The organism is Sphingomonas koreensis, from assembly GCF_002797435.1.
GTDB classification, from domain to species: domain Bacteria; phylum Pseudomonadota; class Alphaproteobacteria; order Sphingomonadales; family Sphingomonadaceae; genus Sphingomonas; species Sphingomonas koreensis.
This window is the reverse complement of record NZ_PGEN01000001.1, coordinates 2,505,459-2,520,460: the sequence shown is the minus strand read 5'-3', so window position 1 is coordinate 2,520,460 and position 15,002 is coordinate 2,505,459. Positions and strand designations below refer to the sequence as shown.

At 65.7% G+C, this 15,002-nt stretch carries 17 protein-coding genes and 1 riboswitch; of the genes, 8 read left to right on the top strand and 9 right to left on the bottom strand.

What is annotated here, in order from left to right:
• The first annotated feature begins 73 nt into the window (after positions 1–73).
• Complete coding sequence (locus tag BDW16_RS11980) at positions 74–934, top strand: hypothetical protein (protein ID WP_125958764.1); 861 nt, start codon at positions 74–76, stop codon at positions 932–934.
• Positions 935–1,130: 196 nt separating this feature from the next.
• Here the strand turns inward: BDW16_RS11980 and BDW16_RS11975 are convergent, their stop codons facing one another.
• The 7 genes from BDW16_RS11975 to BDW16_RS11945 form a co-directional block, all read right to left on the bottom strand.
• A complete protein-coding gene (locus tag BDW16_RS11975) occupies positions 1,131–1,583 on the bottom strand; it encodes a hypothetical protein (protein WP_066572420.1) in 453 nt (150 codons plus the stop codon).
• A gap of 96 nt (positions 1,584–1,679) precedes the next feature.
• Positions 1,680–2,243 carry a DUF2199 domain-containing protein gene (locus tag BDW16_RS11970; RefSeq protein WP_083954117.1) on the bottom strand — a complete coding sequence of 188 codons (564 nt, stop codon included), beginning with the start codon at positions 2,241–2,243 and terminating at the stop codon, positions 1,680–1,682.
• Positions 2,244–2,275: 32 nt separating this feature from the next.
• Complete coding sequence (gene thiC, locus BDW16_RS11965) at positions 2,276–4,195, bottom strand: phosphomethylpyrimidine synthase ThiC (RefSeq protein WP_066572426.1); 1,920 nt, start codon at positions 4,193–4,195, stop codon at positions 2,276–2,278.
• 36 nt (positions 4,196–4,231) lie between these two features.
• Positions 4,232–4,340, bottom strand: a riboswitch (TPP riboswitch).
• A 14-nt stretch (positions 4,341–4,354) separates the two neighbouring features.
• On the bottom strand, positions 4,355–5,254 hold the full coding sequence (locus tag BDW16_RS11960) for a MipA/OmpV family protein (RefSeq protein ID WP_066572432.1): 900 nt from the start codon (positions 5,252–5,254) through the stop codon (positions 4,355–4,357).
• Positions 5,255–5,324: 70 nt separating this feature from the next.
• Complete coding sequence (locus BDW16_RS11955) at positions 5,325–5,735, bottom strand: DUF2141 domain-containing protein (RefSeq protein ID WP_066572439.1); 411 nt, start codon at positions 5,733–5,735, stop codon at positions 5,325–5,327.
• On the bottom strand, positions 5,680–6,456 hold the full coding sequence (locus tag BDW16_RS11950) for a sterol desaturase family protein (RefSeq protein ID WP_066572442.1): 777 nt from the start codon (positions 6,454–6,456) through the stop codon (positions 5,680–5,682). The genes BDW16_RS11955 and BDW16_RS11950 overlap by 56 nt, the downstream gene beginning before the upstream one ends.
• Before the next feature lie 118 nt (positions 6,457–6,574).
• The gene (locus tag BDW16_RS11945) at positions 6,575–7,165 is read right to left on the bottom strand and encodes a TetR/AcrR family transcriptional regulator (RefSeq protein WP_083954118.1); all 591 of its coding nucleotides are present in this window, start codon (positions 7,163–7,165) and stop codon (positions 6,575–6,577) included.
• A 66-nt stretch (positions 7,166–7,231) separates the two neighbouring features.
• On the opposite strand from BDW16_RS11945, the gene BDW16_RS11940 reads away from it, so the two are divergent.
• From BDW16_RS11940 to BDW16_RS11915, 6 genes are all read left to right on the top strand, one after another.
• Entirely contained in the window at positions 7,232–7,846 is a 615-nt protein-coding gene (locus BDW16_RS11940; RefSeq protein WP_066572445.1) for a glutathione S-transferase C-terminal domain-containing protein, read from the top strand.
• Between the two features lie 57 nt (positions 7,847–7,903).
• Positions 7,904–9,076, top strand: a complete 1,173-nt coding sequence (gene crtY, locus BDW16_RS11935) for a lycopene beta-cyclase CrtY (RefSeq protein WP_066572447.1) — start codon at positions 7,904–7,906, stop codon at positions 9,074–9,076.
• Positions 9,073–10,548 carry a phytoene desaturase gene (locus BDW16_RS11930; RefSeq protein WP_066572450.1) on the top strand — a complete coding sequence of 492 codons (1,476 nt, stop codon included), beginning with the start codon at positions 9,073–9,075 and terminating at the stop codon, positions 10,546–10,548. The genes crtY and BDW16_RS11930 overlap by 4 nt, the downstream gene beginning before the upstream one ends.
• A gap of 5 nt (positions 10,549–10,553) precedes the next feature.
• Positions 10,554–11,135 carry an LOG family protein gene (locus tag BDW16_RS11925; protein ID WP_066572899.1) on the top strand — a complete coding sequence of 194 codons (582 nt, stop codon included), beginning with the start codon at positions 10,554–10,556 and terminating at the stop codon, positions 11,133–11,135.
• A 71-nt stretch (positions 11,136–11,206) separates the two neighbouring features.
• Complete coding sequence (locus tag BDW16_RS11920; protein ID WP_083629835.1) at positions 11,207–12,073, top strand: phytoene/squalene synthase family protein; 867 nt, start codon at positions 11,207–11,209, stop codon at positions 12,071–12,073.
• A 51-nt stretch (positions 12,074–12,124) separates the two neighbouring features.
• Entirely contained in the window at positions 12,125–12,319 is a 195-nt protein-coding gene (locus BDW16_RS11915) for a hypothetical protein (protein ID WP_066572454.1), read from the top strand.
• 4 nt (positions 12,320–12,323) lie between these two features.
• On the opposite strand, the gene BDW16_RS11910 is transcribed toward BDW16_RS11915, so the two are convergent.
• A complete protein-coding gene (locus BDW16_RS11910; RefSeq protein WP_066572463.1) occupies positions 12,324–12,554 on the bottom strand; it encodes a hypothetical protein in 231 nt (76 codons plus the stop codon).
• Between the two features lie 79 nt (positions 12,555–12,633).
• On the opposite strand from BDW16_RS11910, the gene BDW16_RS11905 reads away from it, so the two are divergent.
• Positions 12,634–14,442 carry an ABCB family ABC transporter ATP-binding protein/permease gene (locus BDW16_RS11905; RefSeq protein ID WP_066572466.1) on the top strand — a complete coding sequence of 603 codons (1,809 nt, stop codon included), beginning with the start codon at positions 12,634–12,636 and terminating at the stop codon, positions 14,440–14,442.
• 18 nt (positions 14,443–14,460) lie between these two features.
• Here the strand turns inward: BDW16_RS11905 and BDW16_RS11900 are convergent, their stop codons facing one another.
• Positions 14,461–14,967 carry a DUF2199 domain-containing protein gene (locus BDW16_RS11900; RefSeq protein ID WP_174532024.1) on the bottom strand — a complete coding sequence of 169 codons (507 nt, stop codon included), beginning with the start codon at positions 14,965–14,967 and terminating at the stop codon, positions 14,461–14,463.
• Between the last annotated feature and the right edge of the window lie 35 nt (positions 14,968–15,002).

The window sequence follows — 15,002 nt, the reverse complement described above, 5'->3', positions numbered from 1 at the left end:
CGTAGTTAGCCACGCCCAACATTTTTGTTGCGATTTGCATCAAGCTTCGATTCAGTGCGCGACGGAGGGTTGCATGACAGTCTGCGTCGCTGTGAAAGTACACGACTGCATCGTGTTCGCTGCAGATAGCGCGTCGTCCTTGGTCGATACAGGCGCGGGTGGACAGGCTCTAATTGCAAATGTCTATGCACACGGAAACAAAGTTTTCAATTTGCGCAAAGGCTTACCTATTGCTGCCATGACCTGCGGCATGGGGAACATCGGTCCGATTTCAATTAGCACCCTCGCGAAAGATCTGCGCCTCCGGTTTTGTTCAGATGACCCCGCGTGGCGCGTTGATCCGGAGGACTATTCCATTGAGAGCATTGCCCAAAAGGCGAGAGACTTCTTTTTTGAGGAGCACTATCAAACGCTTCCTAACAAACCCGCCGGTGATCACGAGTTTCAGTTCTGGGTTGGCGGCAATGGTTCCGGCGCGATGCACGGAGAAATTTGGCGGATTCGTATCGTAAATGGTGAGAGTCCCGCCCCAGAATGTTTAGCTGGCACGGGTGAGTTTGACGTCCTGTATGATGGCCAGCCGGAGGCCATCAATCGGATCGTAAATGGCTACAGTCAGTTCTTACCGCAGGCGTTGCTCGATATCGGGCTTCCCAAGGAGGATCTCGACGCGGTGTTGATGCATATCGAATCCAGAACACGTGCTCCGGTGATCGCACCCGCGATGCCGGCCCAGGATGCCATCGCGCTGGCGGATTTCCTCGTTGATACAACCAAGAAATTTGTTCGTTTCCTACCTGGTGCCGACACTGTAGGGGGCGACACTGATATCTGCGTCGTAACCAAGCATGAAGGTTTCAAATGGGTTCGGCGCAAACATTATTTTGATCGCCGTCTCAATCCCGTGGAGGACGACAATGGCACAGGAAAATAGCGGAAGCGCTAAACCGAGGGTCGTGTTCGACGTAAAGATGCCACGATATGAGTATCGGAAAGGCGAGGATCGCTCGATGTCGGTCGATCGACCGCGTAAGGGCGAGGCAGCATCTGCAGACTGCTTAGCCAATCTGACGCTTGGCACCTGACTACCCCACGGAGCCTGCAAGCTAGCACCCGATATCAGAAAGCCTCTACCAAACCTCCAACACCACCTCGAACTCCCCGCCCTTGCGCTGGCTGTGCCAGCCCCTGAAGCGGATGCGGGTGGGGATGATGCTGTTGCCGCTATAGTCGGGGACGATGCTCATCTGATCGATCGTCCCCTCCTCCACATCGGCTTCGAGCGTGCCGATCAGCAGTTCGCGGGCCTCGGCGGCCTCGGGGGTGATGTAGCCGATATTGTACCGGTCCTTCGCCGGGCCGCCGAGCTCGGTCGGGAAGTAGTGGATCTTCACCAGCCTGCCTGCGCGGACGAGCCGGTTGGCGGCGGCCTTGGTGGTGATGCTGGTGAAATCGGGGGCGGTGAGATCGGGGGTTTCGGGCGCGCGATCCGCTTCCTGCGCCATCGCCGCGGACACCAGGATCAGCGCACCCAGCGCAAGCAGCATGCCGGCAAGCGCCAGCCCCAGTCGTTTCCACCGCATAGCCATCCCCCTCCCCGATGCGGGGAGCCTATCGGCTTTCGCATCGGGAATGGCGGCAAGCTCGTCCGTTTCGGAGGCGACTATCGCGGCGGTTCGTCAGGCGGCGGGCGCGTGGCCGTAATAGCGCAGGATTGCCACCAGCCGTTCGAGGGTGATGCCGTCCTGCTGGTCGATGGCGAGGCGGTGATCCGCGTCCATGATACTCAACGTCGGGCGCTGACGGCCGGGCTGGGGGTAGACCCAGACGCTCTGCGGATCGGTGCCGAGATAGGTTTCGAGCTGGTTGCACAGCCAGCCGCTCCACGGCCCCCAGTCGGGAAAGTCGCCATGATCGAAGCCGTCGAGATAGCGTTCGAAATTCTCGCGCGAGAGTGTCGACCAGCAGCCGAAGCTGAACTTCTCCGCGAGGCCGTGCACCGGGATTTCGAGCACGGCGCGGACCATGAAATATTTGCCGTCGAGGACGCAGAAATCCTCCGACAGGAAATCACCATCGAATCGCAGGGCAGCGTTGGGCTCCTTCTCCTCGCCATGCGGCCAGGGATCGGGCGCGAACGCCGCGAGGTCCATCACACCGTGATGCACCTCGCTGCACCCGGCGCAGGTCCATGCGCCGGGAAAGGGGTTGGCGGGTGGCGGCGACCGACGAAACCAGCTCATGCCGCCATCCTAGGCCCGCGACGGCGCGCGGATCAATCGTGCTCGCGGTCGCCCTGGCCCATGTACAGCTCGCGCCCGGTCTCGTGGTAGAGCTGCGACATCGCGGCCATGCCGGCTTCGGCTTCCTCGGTCGAGGGCTGCCCTTCGACAGGCCCTCCCCCGGCCCCTCCCGCAAGCGGGAGGGGAGAAGAAGCGAGGAAGCTCTCTGCGCCCTGATTCTGCTTGGCGGCGAAGTCGCGCACCTCTTGGGTGATCTTCATCGAGCAGAATTTGGGGCCGCACATCGAGCAGAAATGCGCGGTCTTGGCGCCTTCGGCCGGGAGGGTCTGGTCGTGATATTTCTCGGCCGTGTCGGGATCGAGCGACAGGTTGAACTGGTCGCGCCAGCGGAATTCGAAGCGGGCGCGGCTGAGCGCATCGTCGCGCATCTTGGCGGCGGGGTGGCCCTTGGCGAGATCGGCGGCGTGGGCGGCGAGCTTGTAGGTCACCACGCCGACCTTGACGTCGTCGCGGTCGGGGAGGCCGAGATGCTCCTTGGGCGTGACGTAGCAGAGCATCGCCGTGCCGTACCAGCCGATCATCGCGGCGCCGATGCCGCTGGTGATATGGTCATAGCCCGGCGCGATGTCGGTGGTGAGCGGCCCCAAGGTGTAGAAGGGCGCCTCGCCGCACGCCTGCAGCTGCTTGTCCATATTCTCCTTGATCTTGTGCATCGGCACATGGCCCGGCCCTTCGATCATCACCTGGACGTCCTGTTCCCAGGCGCGCTTGGTCAATTCGCCGAGCGTGTAGAGCTCGGCGAACTGCGCCTCGTCATTGGCGTCGGCGATGCTGCCGGGGCGCAGGCCGTCGCCCAATGAATAGGCGATGTCGTACGCCTTCATGATCTCGGTGATCTCGTCGAACTTCTCGTAGAGGAAGCTCTCGCGATGATGCGCCAGGCACCATTTCGCCATGATCGAGCCGCCGCGGCTGACGATGCCGGTGACGCGCTTGGCGGTCATCGGGATATAGGGCAGGCGCACGCCGGCATGGATGGTGAAATAGTCGACGCCCTGTTCGGCCTGCTCGATCAGCGTGTCGCGGAAGATTTCCCAGGTCAGATCCTCGGCGATGCCGCCGACCTTCTCGAGCGCCTGGTAGATCGGCACGGTGCCGACCGGGACGGGCGAGTTGCGCAGGATCCATTCGCGGGTGTCGTGGATGTTGCGGCCGGTGGAGAGGTCCATGATCGTGTCGGCGCCCCAGCGGATCGCCCAAACCATCTTGTCGACTTCCTGCGCGACGTCGGAGGCGACGGCGGAGTTGCCGATATTGGCGTTGATCTTGACCAGGAAGTTGCGGCCGATCGCCATCGGTTCGGATTCGGGGTGGTTGATGTTGTTGGGGATGATCGCGCGGCCGCGGGCGATCTCGTCGCGGACGAACTCCGGCGTCACATAATCGGGGATCGAGGCGCCCCAGTCCTGACCATCGCGGATGTACTCGGCGAGCATCTCGCGGCCGAGATTCTCGCGGGTGGCGACATATTCCATCTCGGGCGTGACGATGCCGCGGCGGGCATAGTGCATCTGGCTGACGTTGGCGCCGGGCTTCGCGCGCAGGACGCGCTTGCGGACATTGGGGAAGGGCTGGACGCCGCCGCTGCGGTCGGGGCCGAGCTGGCCGTTATCTTCGGGGCGGACTTCGCGCTGCTCGACTTCCTCGACATCGCCGCGATTGCGGATCCAGTCGCGACGGAGTTCCGGCAGGCCGGCCATGATGTCGATCCGCGCTTCGGGATCGGTATAGGGGCCCGAACAGTCATAGACGCGCAGCGGCGGCTCGCCCGAGCTGGGCTCGAGATGGATCTCGCGCATCGCGACACCGAGGGGGCCGACATGGATCTTCTTCGAACCGCGGATCGGGCCGGTGGTGACCTTCAACTCGGTGCGGGCGGGGATGTCGGCCATTCGTCACTACTCCTCAGGCGGGAGAGGACGGTCTTCGGGTGAAAGCCGCTCCCTCCCTACGCCGGTGTCAACCGGATCAGGTTCAGCGGGTCGGTGGCTCCAGCCACCCTCTCAAGCGCGGATCGGCGCTCCCCCGGGGATAGCGGCCTTGTAGCGCCGTCAGAAGGTCAGCGCCAGCCCCGCGCCGCCGGTCCATTGGTGGCGCGATCCGGCGATGCTGACGAGGGGACTGTCGGCGAAGTCGCCGAGCAGCTTGGAATAGCTGAAGCCCGTGACCAGCGCGAGGCCCTTGGTCAGATCCCCGGTCAGCGCGACGGTGAACATGCCGCCCATGGCGATGTTCTTCTGCCCGCCCTTGGGCGTGAACACGGGCAGGCCGCTGGCGGCGCTGCCCGCCGGGGTGACGCCGAAATAGGTGCGGGCATAATCGTCCTCGACGATCTCGGCAGTGGCGAACAGGCCGACCAGCGTCTTGGTGCTGAGCGGGGTCATATAGTTGATCGCGGGGGTCCAGACGCCGGCCTTGTGGATGCCGGTCACGTCGTGACGGTAGCTCAACGTGACCGAGAGCTTGTCGAAGTCGCTGGTGATCAGCCCGGTCCGGCCGATGCCGACAAAGCCGCCGACCTCGAGCGCGGTATCGACCTCGCCCAGCGCCTTGATCCGGGGATCCTCGATCGCGCTGAGCTTGGAGCGGTTGAGGTTGACGACGGCGACCGGGCCAAGCTGGAAATCCCAGCCCGGGCCGGTGGCATTGGGGATGAGGTCGAGGCTGACGCGGTTGGCGAGCAGCGTTATGCTCATCCCCCCGATCGTGCCCTGCATCGCCGGGATGGGCGACCAGGTATGCTCGTCCGACCCCTCATAATCGGGGAAATAGGCGACGCCCGCACCGATCGAGAGTCGCGCCTTGCCCTCCTCCGCGGCTTGCGCGACCGCGGGAGGCGCAGCGTCCGCCTGCCCCTCGCCGGTCTGACGGGCGTCAGCCGACTCCTGGGCGAAGGCAGGCGCGGCCAGCGAGGTGGCCGCCAATAGCGAGGCGAGCAAGACGATACGCATAGAAGGAGCTTCCCGGAACTGTTTCAGGAAAGCAACGCCGCATCGCACAAATGGATGCGAATCAAAGTTGTTACAGAAGATAACGCATACGTACCTGTTGCGGCGCGGCGGCTGCATCCACCGCAAACCGCGCGGCGTTGAAGCTGGGCGGGCCGAAGCCGATCGCGGGATTGCGGCTGAACCCGAACCCTTCGCGCGGAATGCCCATCAGCGTGTCGAGCTTCGCATTGCCATTCTCGTCATGGATGATCGCCGCGGCATAGTTGCCCGGAGCGAGCCCTTCGAACGTCACCACGGTCTGCGTTGCGGGCACCGAACGGCTGAGCGCCTGCGCGTCGTTCTTGCAATCCGGGAAGCTTTCCGGGCGAGCGGTGAGGCAGATGCGCAACACGCCCTTTTGCGAGCGCAGCTTGACGACGTCGATCTCAAGGCTGGCGGTCGGGGACGCCGCCGGGAGCAGCAGCGCGAGCGGTACGAGCATGAGCACGCGCGAAATCGCCGATTCCCCTGTCCGTCCCGCAGAGCCGATCCCAGACGCGGAAATAGAGGCCATAGTTACACCCATAATGTTCATGGTGCCGCTGATGATGGCTGGCCGTGATCAGCCATGCCCCCAAAGGCCCCCGCCACATGGCCCGGGGAAAGATCTCCCACCCCATATGGTTGGTCACACCCATAACCGTCATGATTGCCAGCACAACGCCCAATGCGGCGACATGAATGGGAATGAGGAAGACGAGCGCGGGGATCACCACCGCGCCGGTCAGCGCCTCGACCGGGTGAAAGCTCATCGCCGCCCAGGCTGTGGGCGGACGGCTGGCATGATGCACGGCGTGGGCGACACGGAACAGCGCGGGACGATGCATCCAGCGGTGCGTCCAGTAGAACCACGTATCGTGCGCCGCGAGGTAGAGCAGCACCGAGAGCGGGAGATACCAGAGCGGGAAGGCCGAGACATCGCTGTAGATTCGCGTCCAGCCGCGATTCTGCCAGCCCCAGGCGACGATCCCCGCGGGGACGCCATAGATGGCTGCGCTGGCGAGGCTCCAGTGGATCTCCCGCCGCATCTGCGCATCGAGGCCGCGATAGAGACCGGGGTGCCGCAGCCGCGTCGCCCAGGCGAACGCGCCCGAGACGATGAGATAGCGCACCCCGACGATCAGCGTCATCGCGAGCGCGGAGAGGAGGATGGCGGCAAGCACGGGCCGACCCTACAGCAATCCCCCCTCTGCCTGCCACACCGTTGCGCCGTGCAGAGGCACGGTTTCCACTCGCCCCCCATTGGCCCCGGCAAGGCCGGGACGACCGTGGAGGAACGATTCAGGCCGGCGCGACAAGATCGATGCAATCCTTCGCAGCGCGATCGAGTTCGGCACGCGACGCGCCGGCACGCGCACGGACGCTCAGGGAATGGATCATCGCGGTGACCACCCGCGCCTGGGTTTCGGGCGCGGCACTGCCGGCCTGGCGCAGCAGCCGTTCGACATGATCGTCCTCCATCGTCAGGAAATCCGCAATCCGGCCGCGCACATCGGGATCGATCACCGATTCGGTCGCGGCGGTGCTGATGAACAGACAGCCCGCCGGGCCATCGTCCCCCGTGAGAAAGCCGTCGATCACCGCGCCGAGCAGGGTTTCGAGCATCGCGCGCACCGGCAGATCCGCCTCCCCCAGCCGCACGAAGCCGCGTTCGGCCCGCGCGTGGGTCCGCTCCAGCGCCGCGAGGTAGAGCGCCTTCTTGTCGCCGAACGCCGAATAGAGGCTGGGCCGGTTGAGCCGGGTCGCCGCCGCCAGCTCGTCGAGGGAGGTGCCCGAATAGCCGCCCGCGCGAAACCGCTCGGCCGCGGCCTTCAACGCGGTATCGGGATCGAACGCGCGCGGGCGCCCTCTCTTTTTTGTACTATCTTGCATAAAATTCCTTGACCACCCCGATATTCATGCGAGACAGTACAAAAATCAACCCCAGGGAGTCGCGCCATGAAACTCTACTTCACCCCCTTCGCCTGCTCGCTCGCATCGCGCATCGCAATCGAGGAAGCCGGGCTCGACGCGGATTTCGTGCTGGTATCGCCCGGCCACACGCTGCCCGATGGCAGCGATTTCCGCGACGTCAGCCCGATGGGCTATGTCCCGGCGCTGCAAACCAGGAGCGGGATCACGCTGACCGAGGGCCCCGCGGTGCTGCAATACATCGCCGACAATGCCGAGGACGGCGTGCTCGCCCCCGCGATGTTCAGCGAGGAACGATACCGGATGCAGATGTGGCTCAACTTCGTCAGCACCGAAGTGCACAAGGCGGTGTTCGCGGTGCTGTTCGCCAAGGATGCGAGCGAGGCGGAGAAGGAAGCCGCACGCAAGCGGGCCGCCAAGCCGTTCCGGATCCTGTCGGAGCATCTGGTGGATCGCCCGCATCTGGGCGCGACCTTCACCGTCGCCGACGCCTATCTGCTCGCCGTGCTCAACTGGTGCGAGACGGCGGGCGTCGATATCGCCGCATGGCCGGTGTTGCTCGGCTATCGCACCCAGCTGCGCAAGCGCCCGTCGGTGGCGCGCGCGATGGCCGCTGAAATGCCGCTGCTCAAGGCCGCCTGATCGCACGTCGCCGCACGCGGGGTTGCGGCTACTGTCCCTGCCCCGTAAGCGGCGGCGATGCCAGCCATCCACCATTGTGACCTTGCCATCGTCGGCGGCGGGCTTGCCGGCGGGCTGCTTGCCCTTGCCCTGCGCAAGCAGCGACCCGACCTCAATCTGCGGCTGATCGAGAGCGGCGAGCGGCTGGGCGGCAACCATCTCTGGTCCTTCTTCGCCAGCGACATCGCCCCGGTCGACCGCTGGCTGGTCGCGCCGCTCATCTCCTACGGCTGGGCCGGTTACGACGTCACCTTTCCCGGCCATGGGCGTACGCTGAAGGCGCCCTATTACGCGATCGAATCCGAGCGGTTCGACCGGGTCGTGCGCGCGGCGATGCCGCCCGAAAGCGTGATGACCGGCCGCAAGGTGCTGGGCGCCAGCGCGCGCGCGGTGGTGCTGGCGGACGGCGACCGGGTCGAGGCGGGCGGCGTGATCGACTGCCGCGGCCCCGCCGATCTGTCCAAGCTCGACCTTGGCTGGCAGAAATTCCTCGGCCGCGAGCTGGCGCTGGCCGATCTGCACCCGCTGAAGCGCCCGATCGTGATGGACGCGACGGTCGCGCAGATCGACGGCTATCGCTTTGTCTATGCGCTGCCCTTTGCCGCGACGCGGCTGTTCGTCGAGGACACCTATTACAGCGACACGCCGGAGATCGACGCGGACGCGATGCGCCAGCGGATCGACACCTGGCTGAACGCGCGCGCAATCGCGGTCGAGACGGTGGCGCGCGAGGAAACCGGGGTGCTGCCGGTGGCGATGGGCGGCGATTTCGAGGAATATTGGCATTCGGGGGGCAACCGCGTCGCCAAGGCGGGGATGCGCGCGGGGCTGTTCCATCCGGTCACCGGCTATTCGCTGCCCGATGCGGTACGGCTGGCGCGCGTGGTTGCCGAAGCGAGCAATCTCGACGGCACCGCGCTGCACGAGCTGACCCATGGCTATGCCCGGCGCCAGTGGCAACGGCGCGGATTCTACCGCATGCTCTCCGCCATGCTGTTCCGCGCGGCCGAGCCCGAAGAGCGTTATCGCATCCTCGAACGCTTCTATCGGCTGGACGCGGGGCTGATCGCACGCTTCTATGCAGGTCAGTCGAGCCTGCTGGATCGCGCACGGGTGCTGGCGGGCAAGCCGCCGGTACCGATCGGGCGCGCCTGGCAGGCGATCCGTGGAATGAGGGGCCAGGCCAAGTGAAACGGGCAGTCGTCATCGGTGCAGGGTTCGGCGGGCTGGCGCTCGCGATCCGGCTGCAATCCGCGGGAGTCGATACCGTGCTGGTCGAGGCGCGCGACAAGCCCGGCGGGCGCGCCTATTACTGGGAGAAGGACGGCTTCACCTTCGATGCCGGCCCCACCGTCATCACCGCGCCCGAAGCGCTGGAGGAATTGTGGGCCCTGTCGGGACACCGCATGGCCGAGGATGTCACGCTGGCGCCGGTCAACCCCTTCTACCGGCTGAACTGGATCGACGGGACGAACTTCGACTATTCCAATGACGATACCGCGCTCGCCGCGGAGATCGCCAAGCTCGATCCCAACGATATCGCCGGCTATCGCCGGTTCCTCGACTATTCGGCGGGCGTCTATCGCGAGGGCTATGAGAAGCTCGGCCATGTGCCGTTCCTCGACTTCGGCTCGATGGTCAAGGCGGCGCCCGATCTGGCCCGATATCAGGCGTGGCGCAGCGTCTATTCGATGGTCTCGTCCTTCGTGAAGAACGAGAAGCTGCGTCAGGCGCTGTCGTTCCACACGCTGCTGGTCGGCGGCAATCCGATGACCACCAGCGCCATCTATGCGCTGATCCACAAGCTCGAGCGCGACGGCGGTGTGTGGTGCGCGATGGGCGGGACCAACCGGCTGGTCGCCGGGATGGTCCGGCTGTTCGAGCGGCTGGGCGGGGTGCTCAGGCTCGGCGATCCGGTGGCCGAGATCGAGACGCTGGGCGAGCGGGCAACCGCCGTCGTCACGCGGAGCGGCGAGCGGTTCGAGACCGACGCGGTGGCGAGCAACGCCGACCTGATCCACAGCTATCGCGACCTGCTCAAGACCTCACGCAGCGCGCAGCGGACCGCGGCGCGGCTGGAGAAGAAGCGCTTCTCGCCCTCGCTGTTCCTCGTCCATTTCGGGATCAAGGGGACCTGGCCGGGCATTCCGCACCACATGATCCTGTTCGGCCCGCGCTACAAAGGGCTGCTCGAAGACATCTACGACCACGGCGTGCTTTCGCAGGATTTCTCGCTCTATCTCCATCACCCCACCGTGACCGACCCGAGCCTGGCGCCCGAGGGGCACTCGACCTTCTACGCCCTCGCCCCGGTGCCGCATCTCGGCAAGTTCCCGGTCGACTGGAACGAGATCGCGCCGGTGCTGGAGAAGCGCATCCTGGACGAGGTCGGGCGGCGGCTGATCCCCGACATCCACGAGCGGATCGTTTGCCGGTTCAGCTACGCCCCCAGCGATTTCCGCGACGATCTGCACGCGCATCTGGGCAGTGCGTTCAGCCTCGAGCCGATCCTGACGCAGAGCGCCTATTTCCGCGCGCACAATCGCGACGGATCGATCCCCAACCTCTATTTCGTCGGTGCCGGCACGCATCCGGGCGCGGGCATTCCCGGCGTGATCGGAAGTGCCAAGGCGACCGCAGCACTGATGCTGGAGCAACCATGACGTCCCTGAACCGTCTCGCCATCTATTGCGGCTCGGCCACCCCGAGCGACCCCGTCTATGTCGAGAATGCCCGCTTCGTCGGCCGTACCCTCGCCGAGCGCGGGATCGGGGTGGTCTATGGCGGCGGGCGGCTGGGGCTGATGGGCGCGGTTGCCGATGCGGCGCTGGAGGCGGGCGGCGAGGTGATCGGCGTGATCCCGCAGGCGCTGGTCGATGCCGAGGTCGCGCATCGCGGCTGCACCGAGCTTCACATCGTGCGCACGATGCACGAGCGCAAACAGGCGTTCACCGATATCTCCGACGGCTTCGTCACCCTGCCCGGCGGCACCGGGACGATGGACGAATTGTGGGAGGCGATGAGCTGGGCGCAGATCGGTTACCACGCCAAGCCGGTGGGTCTGCTCAACACCGCAAACTTCTATGACGGGCTGATCGCGTTCGTGAAGACGATGGGCGAGGTCGGCTTCCTGCGGCCGCAGCATCAGGGGCTGCTGATCATCGACGACCAGCTCGACGGGTTGCTGGAGAAGATGGCCGCGCACGTCCCCGCGACGACGATCGGCCAGATCGGCAGCAAGGACCTGTGAGTCCGTCCGGCCGCGCCCTGGTGGTTGCGGCCGCGCAGGACAGTATCGCGCGCGGATCGCGCAGCTTCGCGATGGCGAGCCAGATCTTCGATCCGGCGACGCGCGAGCGCGCCTGGCTGCTCTATGCCTGGTGCCGCGCGTGCGACGATCTCGCCGACGGGCAGGAACTGGGGCATGACGCAAGGCCGGTCGCCGATCCCGCCGAGCGGCTGGCGCGGATCCGCGACCTGACCGGCAAGGCGCTGGCCGGGGAAGCGACGGGCGACGCGGCATTCGACGCGCTGGGGATCGTCGCCCGGGAAGTCGATCTGCCCCACCGCTTCGTCCACGACCTGATCGAGGGGTTCGCGCTCGACGCCAAGGGCTGGTTTCCGCGGAGCGAGGACGACCTGCTGCGCTATTGCTACCATGTCGCCGGCACGGTCGGGTGCATGATGGCGGTGGTGATGGGGGTCGATCCCGCGGACGAGGCGACGCTCGACCGCGCCTGTGACCTCGGCATTGCCTTCCAGCTCGCCAATATCGCGCGCGACATTGAGGCCGACGACCGGATCGGCCGCTGCTATCTGCCCGTCGACTGGCTGGTCGAGATGGATATCCCGCCGGGCCAGCATATGAAGCCGCCCTTCCGCTCGCGCCTTGTCGTCATCGCCAAATGGCTGGGGGAGATGGCGGAGGCCTATGGCGCAAGCGCACGGCGCGGCGCGCCGGCGCTGCGCTTCCGCTCGGCCTGGGCGGTGCTGGCGGCGGCGGGCATCTATGGCGGGATCGCGCGCGAGGTGACGGCGCGCGGCGCGCATGCCTGGGACCATCGCGCCGCGACGAGCAACTGGCAGAAGCTCGGCTGGCTGGCGCGCGCGCTTCCGCAGACCGCGTTGCGCGCGACGCTCTACCCGCCCGCGCCGCGTCCGGCAGGTCTCTGGACCCGCCCGCGTTAACCGCATTCGGCGACCGCCCGGAAACGCGAATCGCGCATAAGCGGCATCGGTATGACCGCGTTATCGTTTCACCTGTCCCGCGCGCTCGCGAAAGGCCGTGCAGCCCCCGCCCCGCCCGCGAGCCGCGCGGACCTTTTGCTGACCCTGCTGCGCAAGCGCGCCGCCGCGCACAATGCCGGCGCGCCCGAGCTGGAAGCACTGCTGCGCGACCAGATCCGCTGGGCGCTGCCGATGGAGCGCTGCTAATAGCCTAGCTGCGCGACGCGCGCGCTTCATTGCGTGCCATCCGCTCGCCGCGACGCTGACAGGCGGCGACGATCACCGGGAAGGAGAGGTCCGCGTGGCGCGGCAGCACCTGCGCGGTTGCGGCCTGGCATTGCGCCGCGCTCTGATATCGGACCGGCTCGACCCGCGCCTCGCGGCATTGCAACTGATCGTCGCCGCAGCCAAGGATCGCCATCACGTAGAAAACCGGCTCCATCGTCTCGCTCCTCGCCACCACAACGGATGGCGAAGCTGCTTTGTTGCATCCCGGGGCCCGCGGCCCCAGATTGGCGCCCATGCCGCCCCAGACCGCTTCCACCGGCGGCGAACGCCCGTTGTTCGCCACGCTCCGGCGCTTCCTGCCCTATCTCTGGCCCGCAGGCATGCCGGGGCTGAAGGCGCGCATCATCGGCGCGCTGCTGCTGGTGCTGCTGTCGAAGGTGGTTCAGGTCTATGGCGCCGCCTATGCGCTGAAGGCCGCGGTCGACAGTATGGCGCTGAACGACCGCAGCGTGGTGACCTTCGTCATCCTGATGGTGGTCGGCTATGCCGCCGCGCGGCTGTTCACCACGCTGTTCGACAATCTGCGCAACACGGTGTTCGAGAAGGTCGGGCAGGATGCGACGCGCCGTCTCGCGATCGTCACCTTCCGCCACCTCCACCAGCTGTCGCTGCGCTTCCATCTCGAACGCCGCACCGGGGCTGTGACCAAGGTGGTCGAGCGCGGGACCAAGAGCATCGATTCGATGCTCTATTTCCTGCTGTTCAACATCGCGCCGACGATTCTCGAGCTGGCGCTGGTGCTGCAGATCTTCGGCAGCAAGTTCGGCTGGTGGCTGGTCGCATCGACCATGGCGATGGTCGTCATCTACATCGCCTTCACCCGCTGGATCACCGACTGGCGCTCCAAGCTGCGCGAGCAGATGAACGACCTCGACACCGGCGCGGTCGCGCATGCGGTGGATTCGCTGCTCAATTTCGAGACGGTGAAATATTTCAACGCCGAAGCGCGCGAGGCGGACCGCTATGCAAAGGCGGTCGACGCCTATGCCAAGGCGGCGGTGAAGAGCGAGAACTCGCTCGCCTGGCTCAACATGGGCCAGTCTCTGATCACCAATGTGATGCTGGGCGCGGGGATGGCGGTGGTCGCCTGGGGCTGGTCCTCGGGCGAGTTCACCGCGGGCGACGTGGTGTTCGTCTCGACGCTGCTCAGCCAGCTGTTCCGCCCGCTCGACATGCTCGGCTGGGTCTATCGCACGATCCGCCAGGGCGTGATCGACATGGGCGCGATGTTCGACCTGATCGATACCGATGCCGAGGTGAAGGACGTGGCCGGCGCCCCCGCACTGCAGGTGACGCGCGGCGAGGTGCGGTTCGAGGGGGTGCGCTTCGGCTATGAGGCGAATCGCGATATTCTGAAGGGCATCGACCTGGTCATCGCGCCGGGGCAGACAGTCGCGGTGGTCGGCCCCTCGGGCGCGGGCAAGTCGACGCTCGCGCGCATCCTCTATCGCTTCTACGACCTGACCGGCGGACGGGTGACGATCGACGGGCAGGATATTGCGCAGGTGACGCAAGGGTCGCTGCGCGCCGCGATCGGCATCGTGCCCCAGGATACGGTGCTGTTCAACGACACGGTCGGCTACAACATCGCCTATGGCCGCGAGGGCGCGACGGCGGATCAGGTCGCCGCCGCTGCCAGGGGCGCGGCGATCGCCGGGTTCATCGAGAGCATGCCCGATGGATACGACACCCGCGTCGGCGAGCGTGGCCTCAAACTGTCGGGGGGCGAGAAACAGCGGGTCGCGATCGCGCGGACGCTGCTCAAGGACCCGCCGATCCTGATCCTCGACGAGGCGACCAGCGCGCTGGATTCGCGGACCGAGGCGGAGATCCTCGACACGCTCGAGGCGATCGAGCGCGGGCGGACGACGATCGTGATCGCGCACCGGCTGTCCACCGTGGTCAACGCCGACCGCATCGTCGTGCTGGAGGCCGGGCGCATCGCCGAGCAGGGCACGCATGCCCAGCTGCTGGAACTGCGTGGCGTCTATGCCGAGATGTGGGCGCGCCAGCAGGCCGAGCGCGAGGCGATCGAAGCGTAGCTTTTGGTTAGAGCCAGCTCAGTCGGTCGCATCGTGCATATATGCCGCGTATATTTCCGCGACCCGCTCGACTGTGATGCCATTTCTCTGCTCAACAGCAAGCGGGTGGTCAGTCGGCTCCAGCTCGATGAGCGGGCGCACCCCCGGTCCGCGCAGATGCGCTCTTGTCTTGAGATTCTCTGATTCCGGATAGACAATAAACTCTGCGGAGAGCCAGCCAAAATACGGGCCAAGGGCTGCACGGTCATCCAGTTCGAAATTACGGACATACTCATCAAAATTCGCGCGACTCCACGACACCCAGACGCCCCAGGTCAGTGGGTCGGACTCGCCCTCGACCGGAATTTCGATGACGCCGCGCACGAAGAAGAACTCGTCGTCGACGATACATGTATCACTGGTCAGCTCGCATCGCCGGTCCCGTTCGGACTCAGGGATTGCGTAGTAATATAGCGGTGCGGTCGCCCCGAAGCTCGGCATGCCTTCATGCCACTCGTCGCAGCTCCCGCATTTAAATCTGAACACGACCACCCCCCAAATCCGGCACCGCTGATGGACAG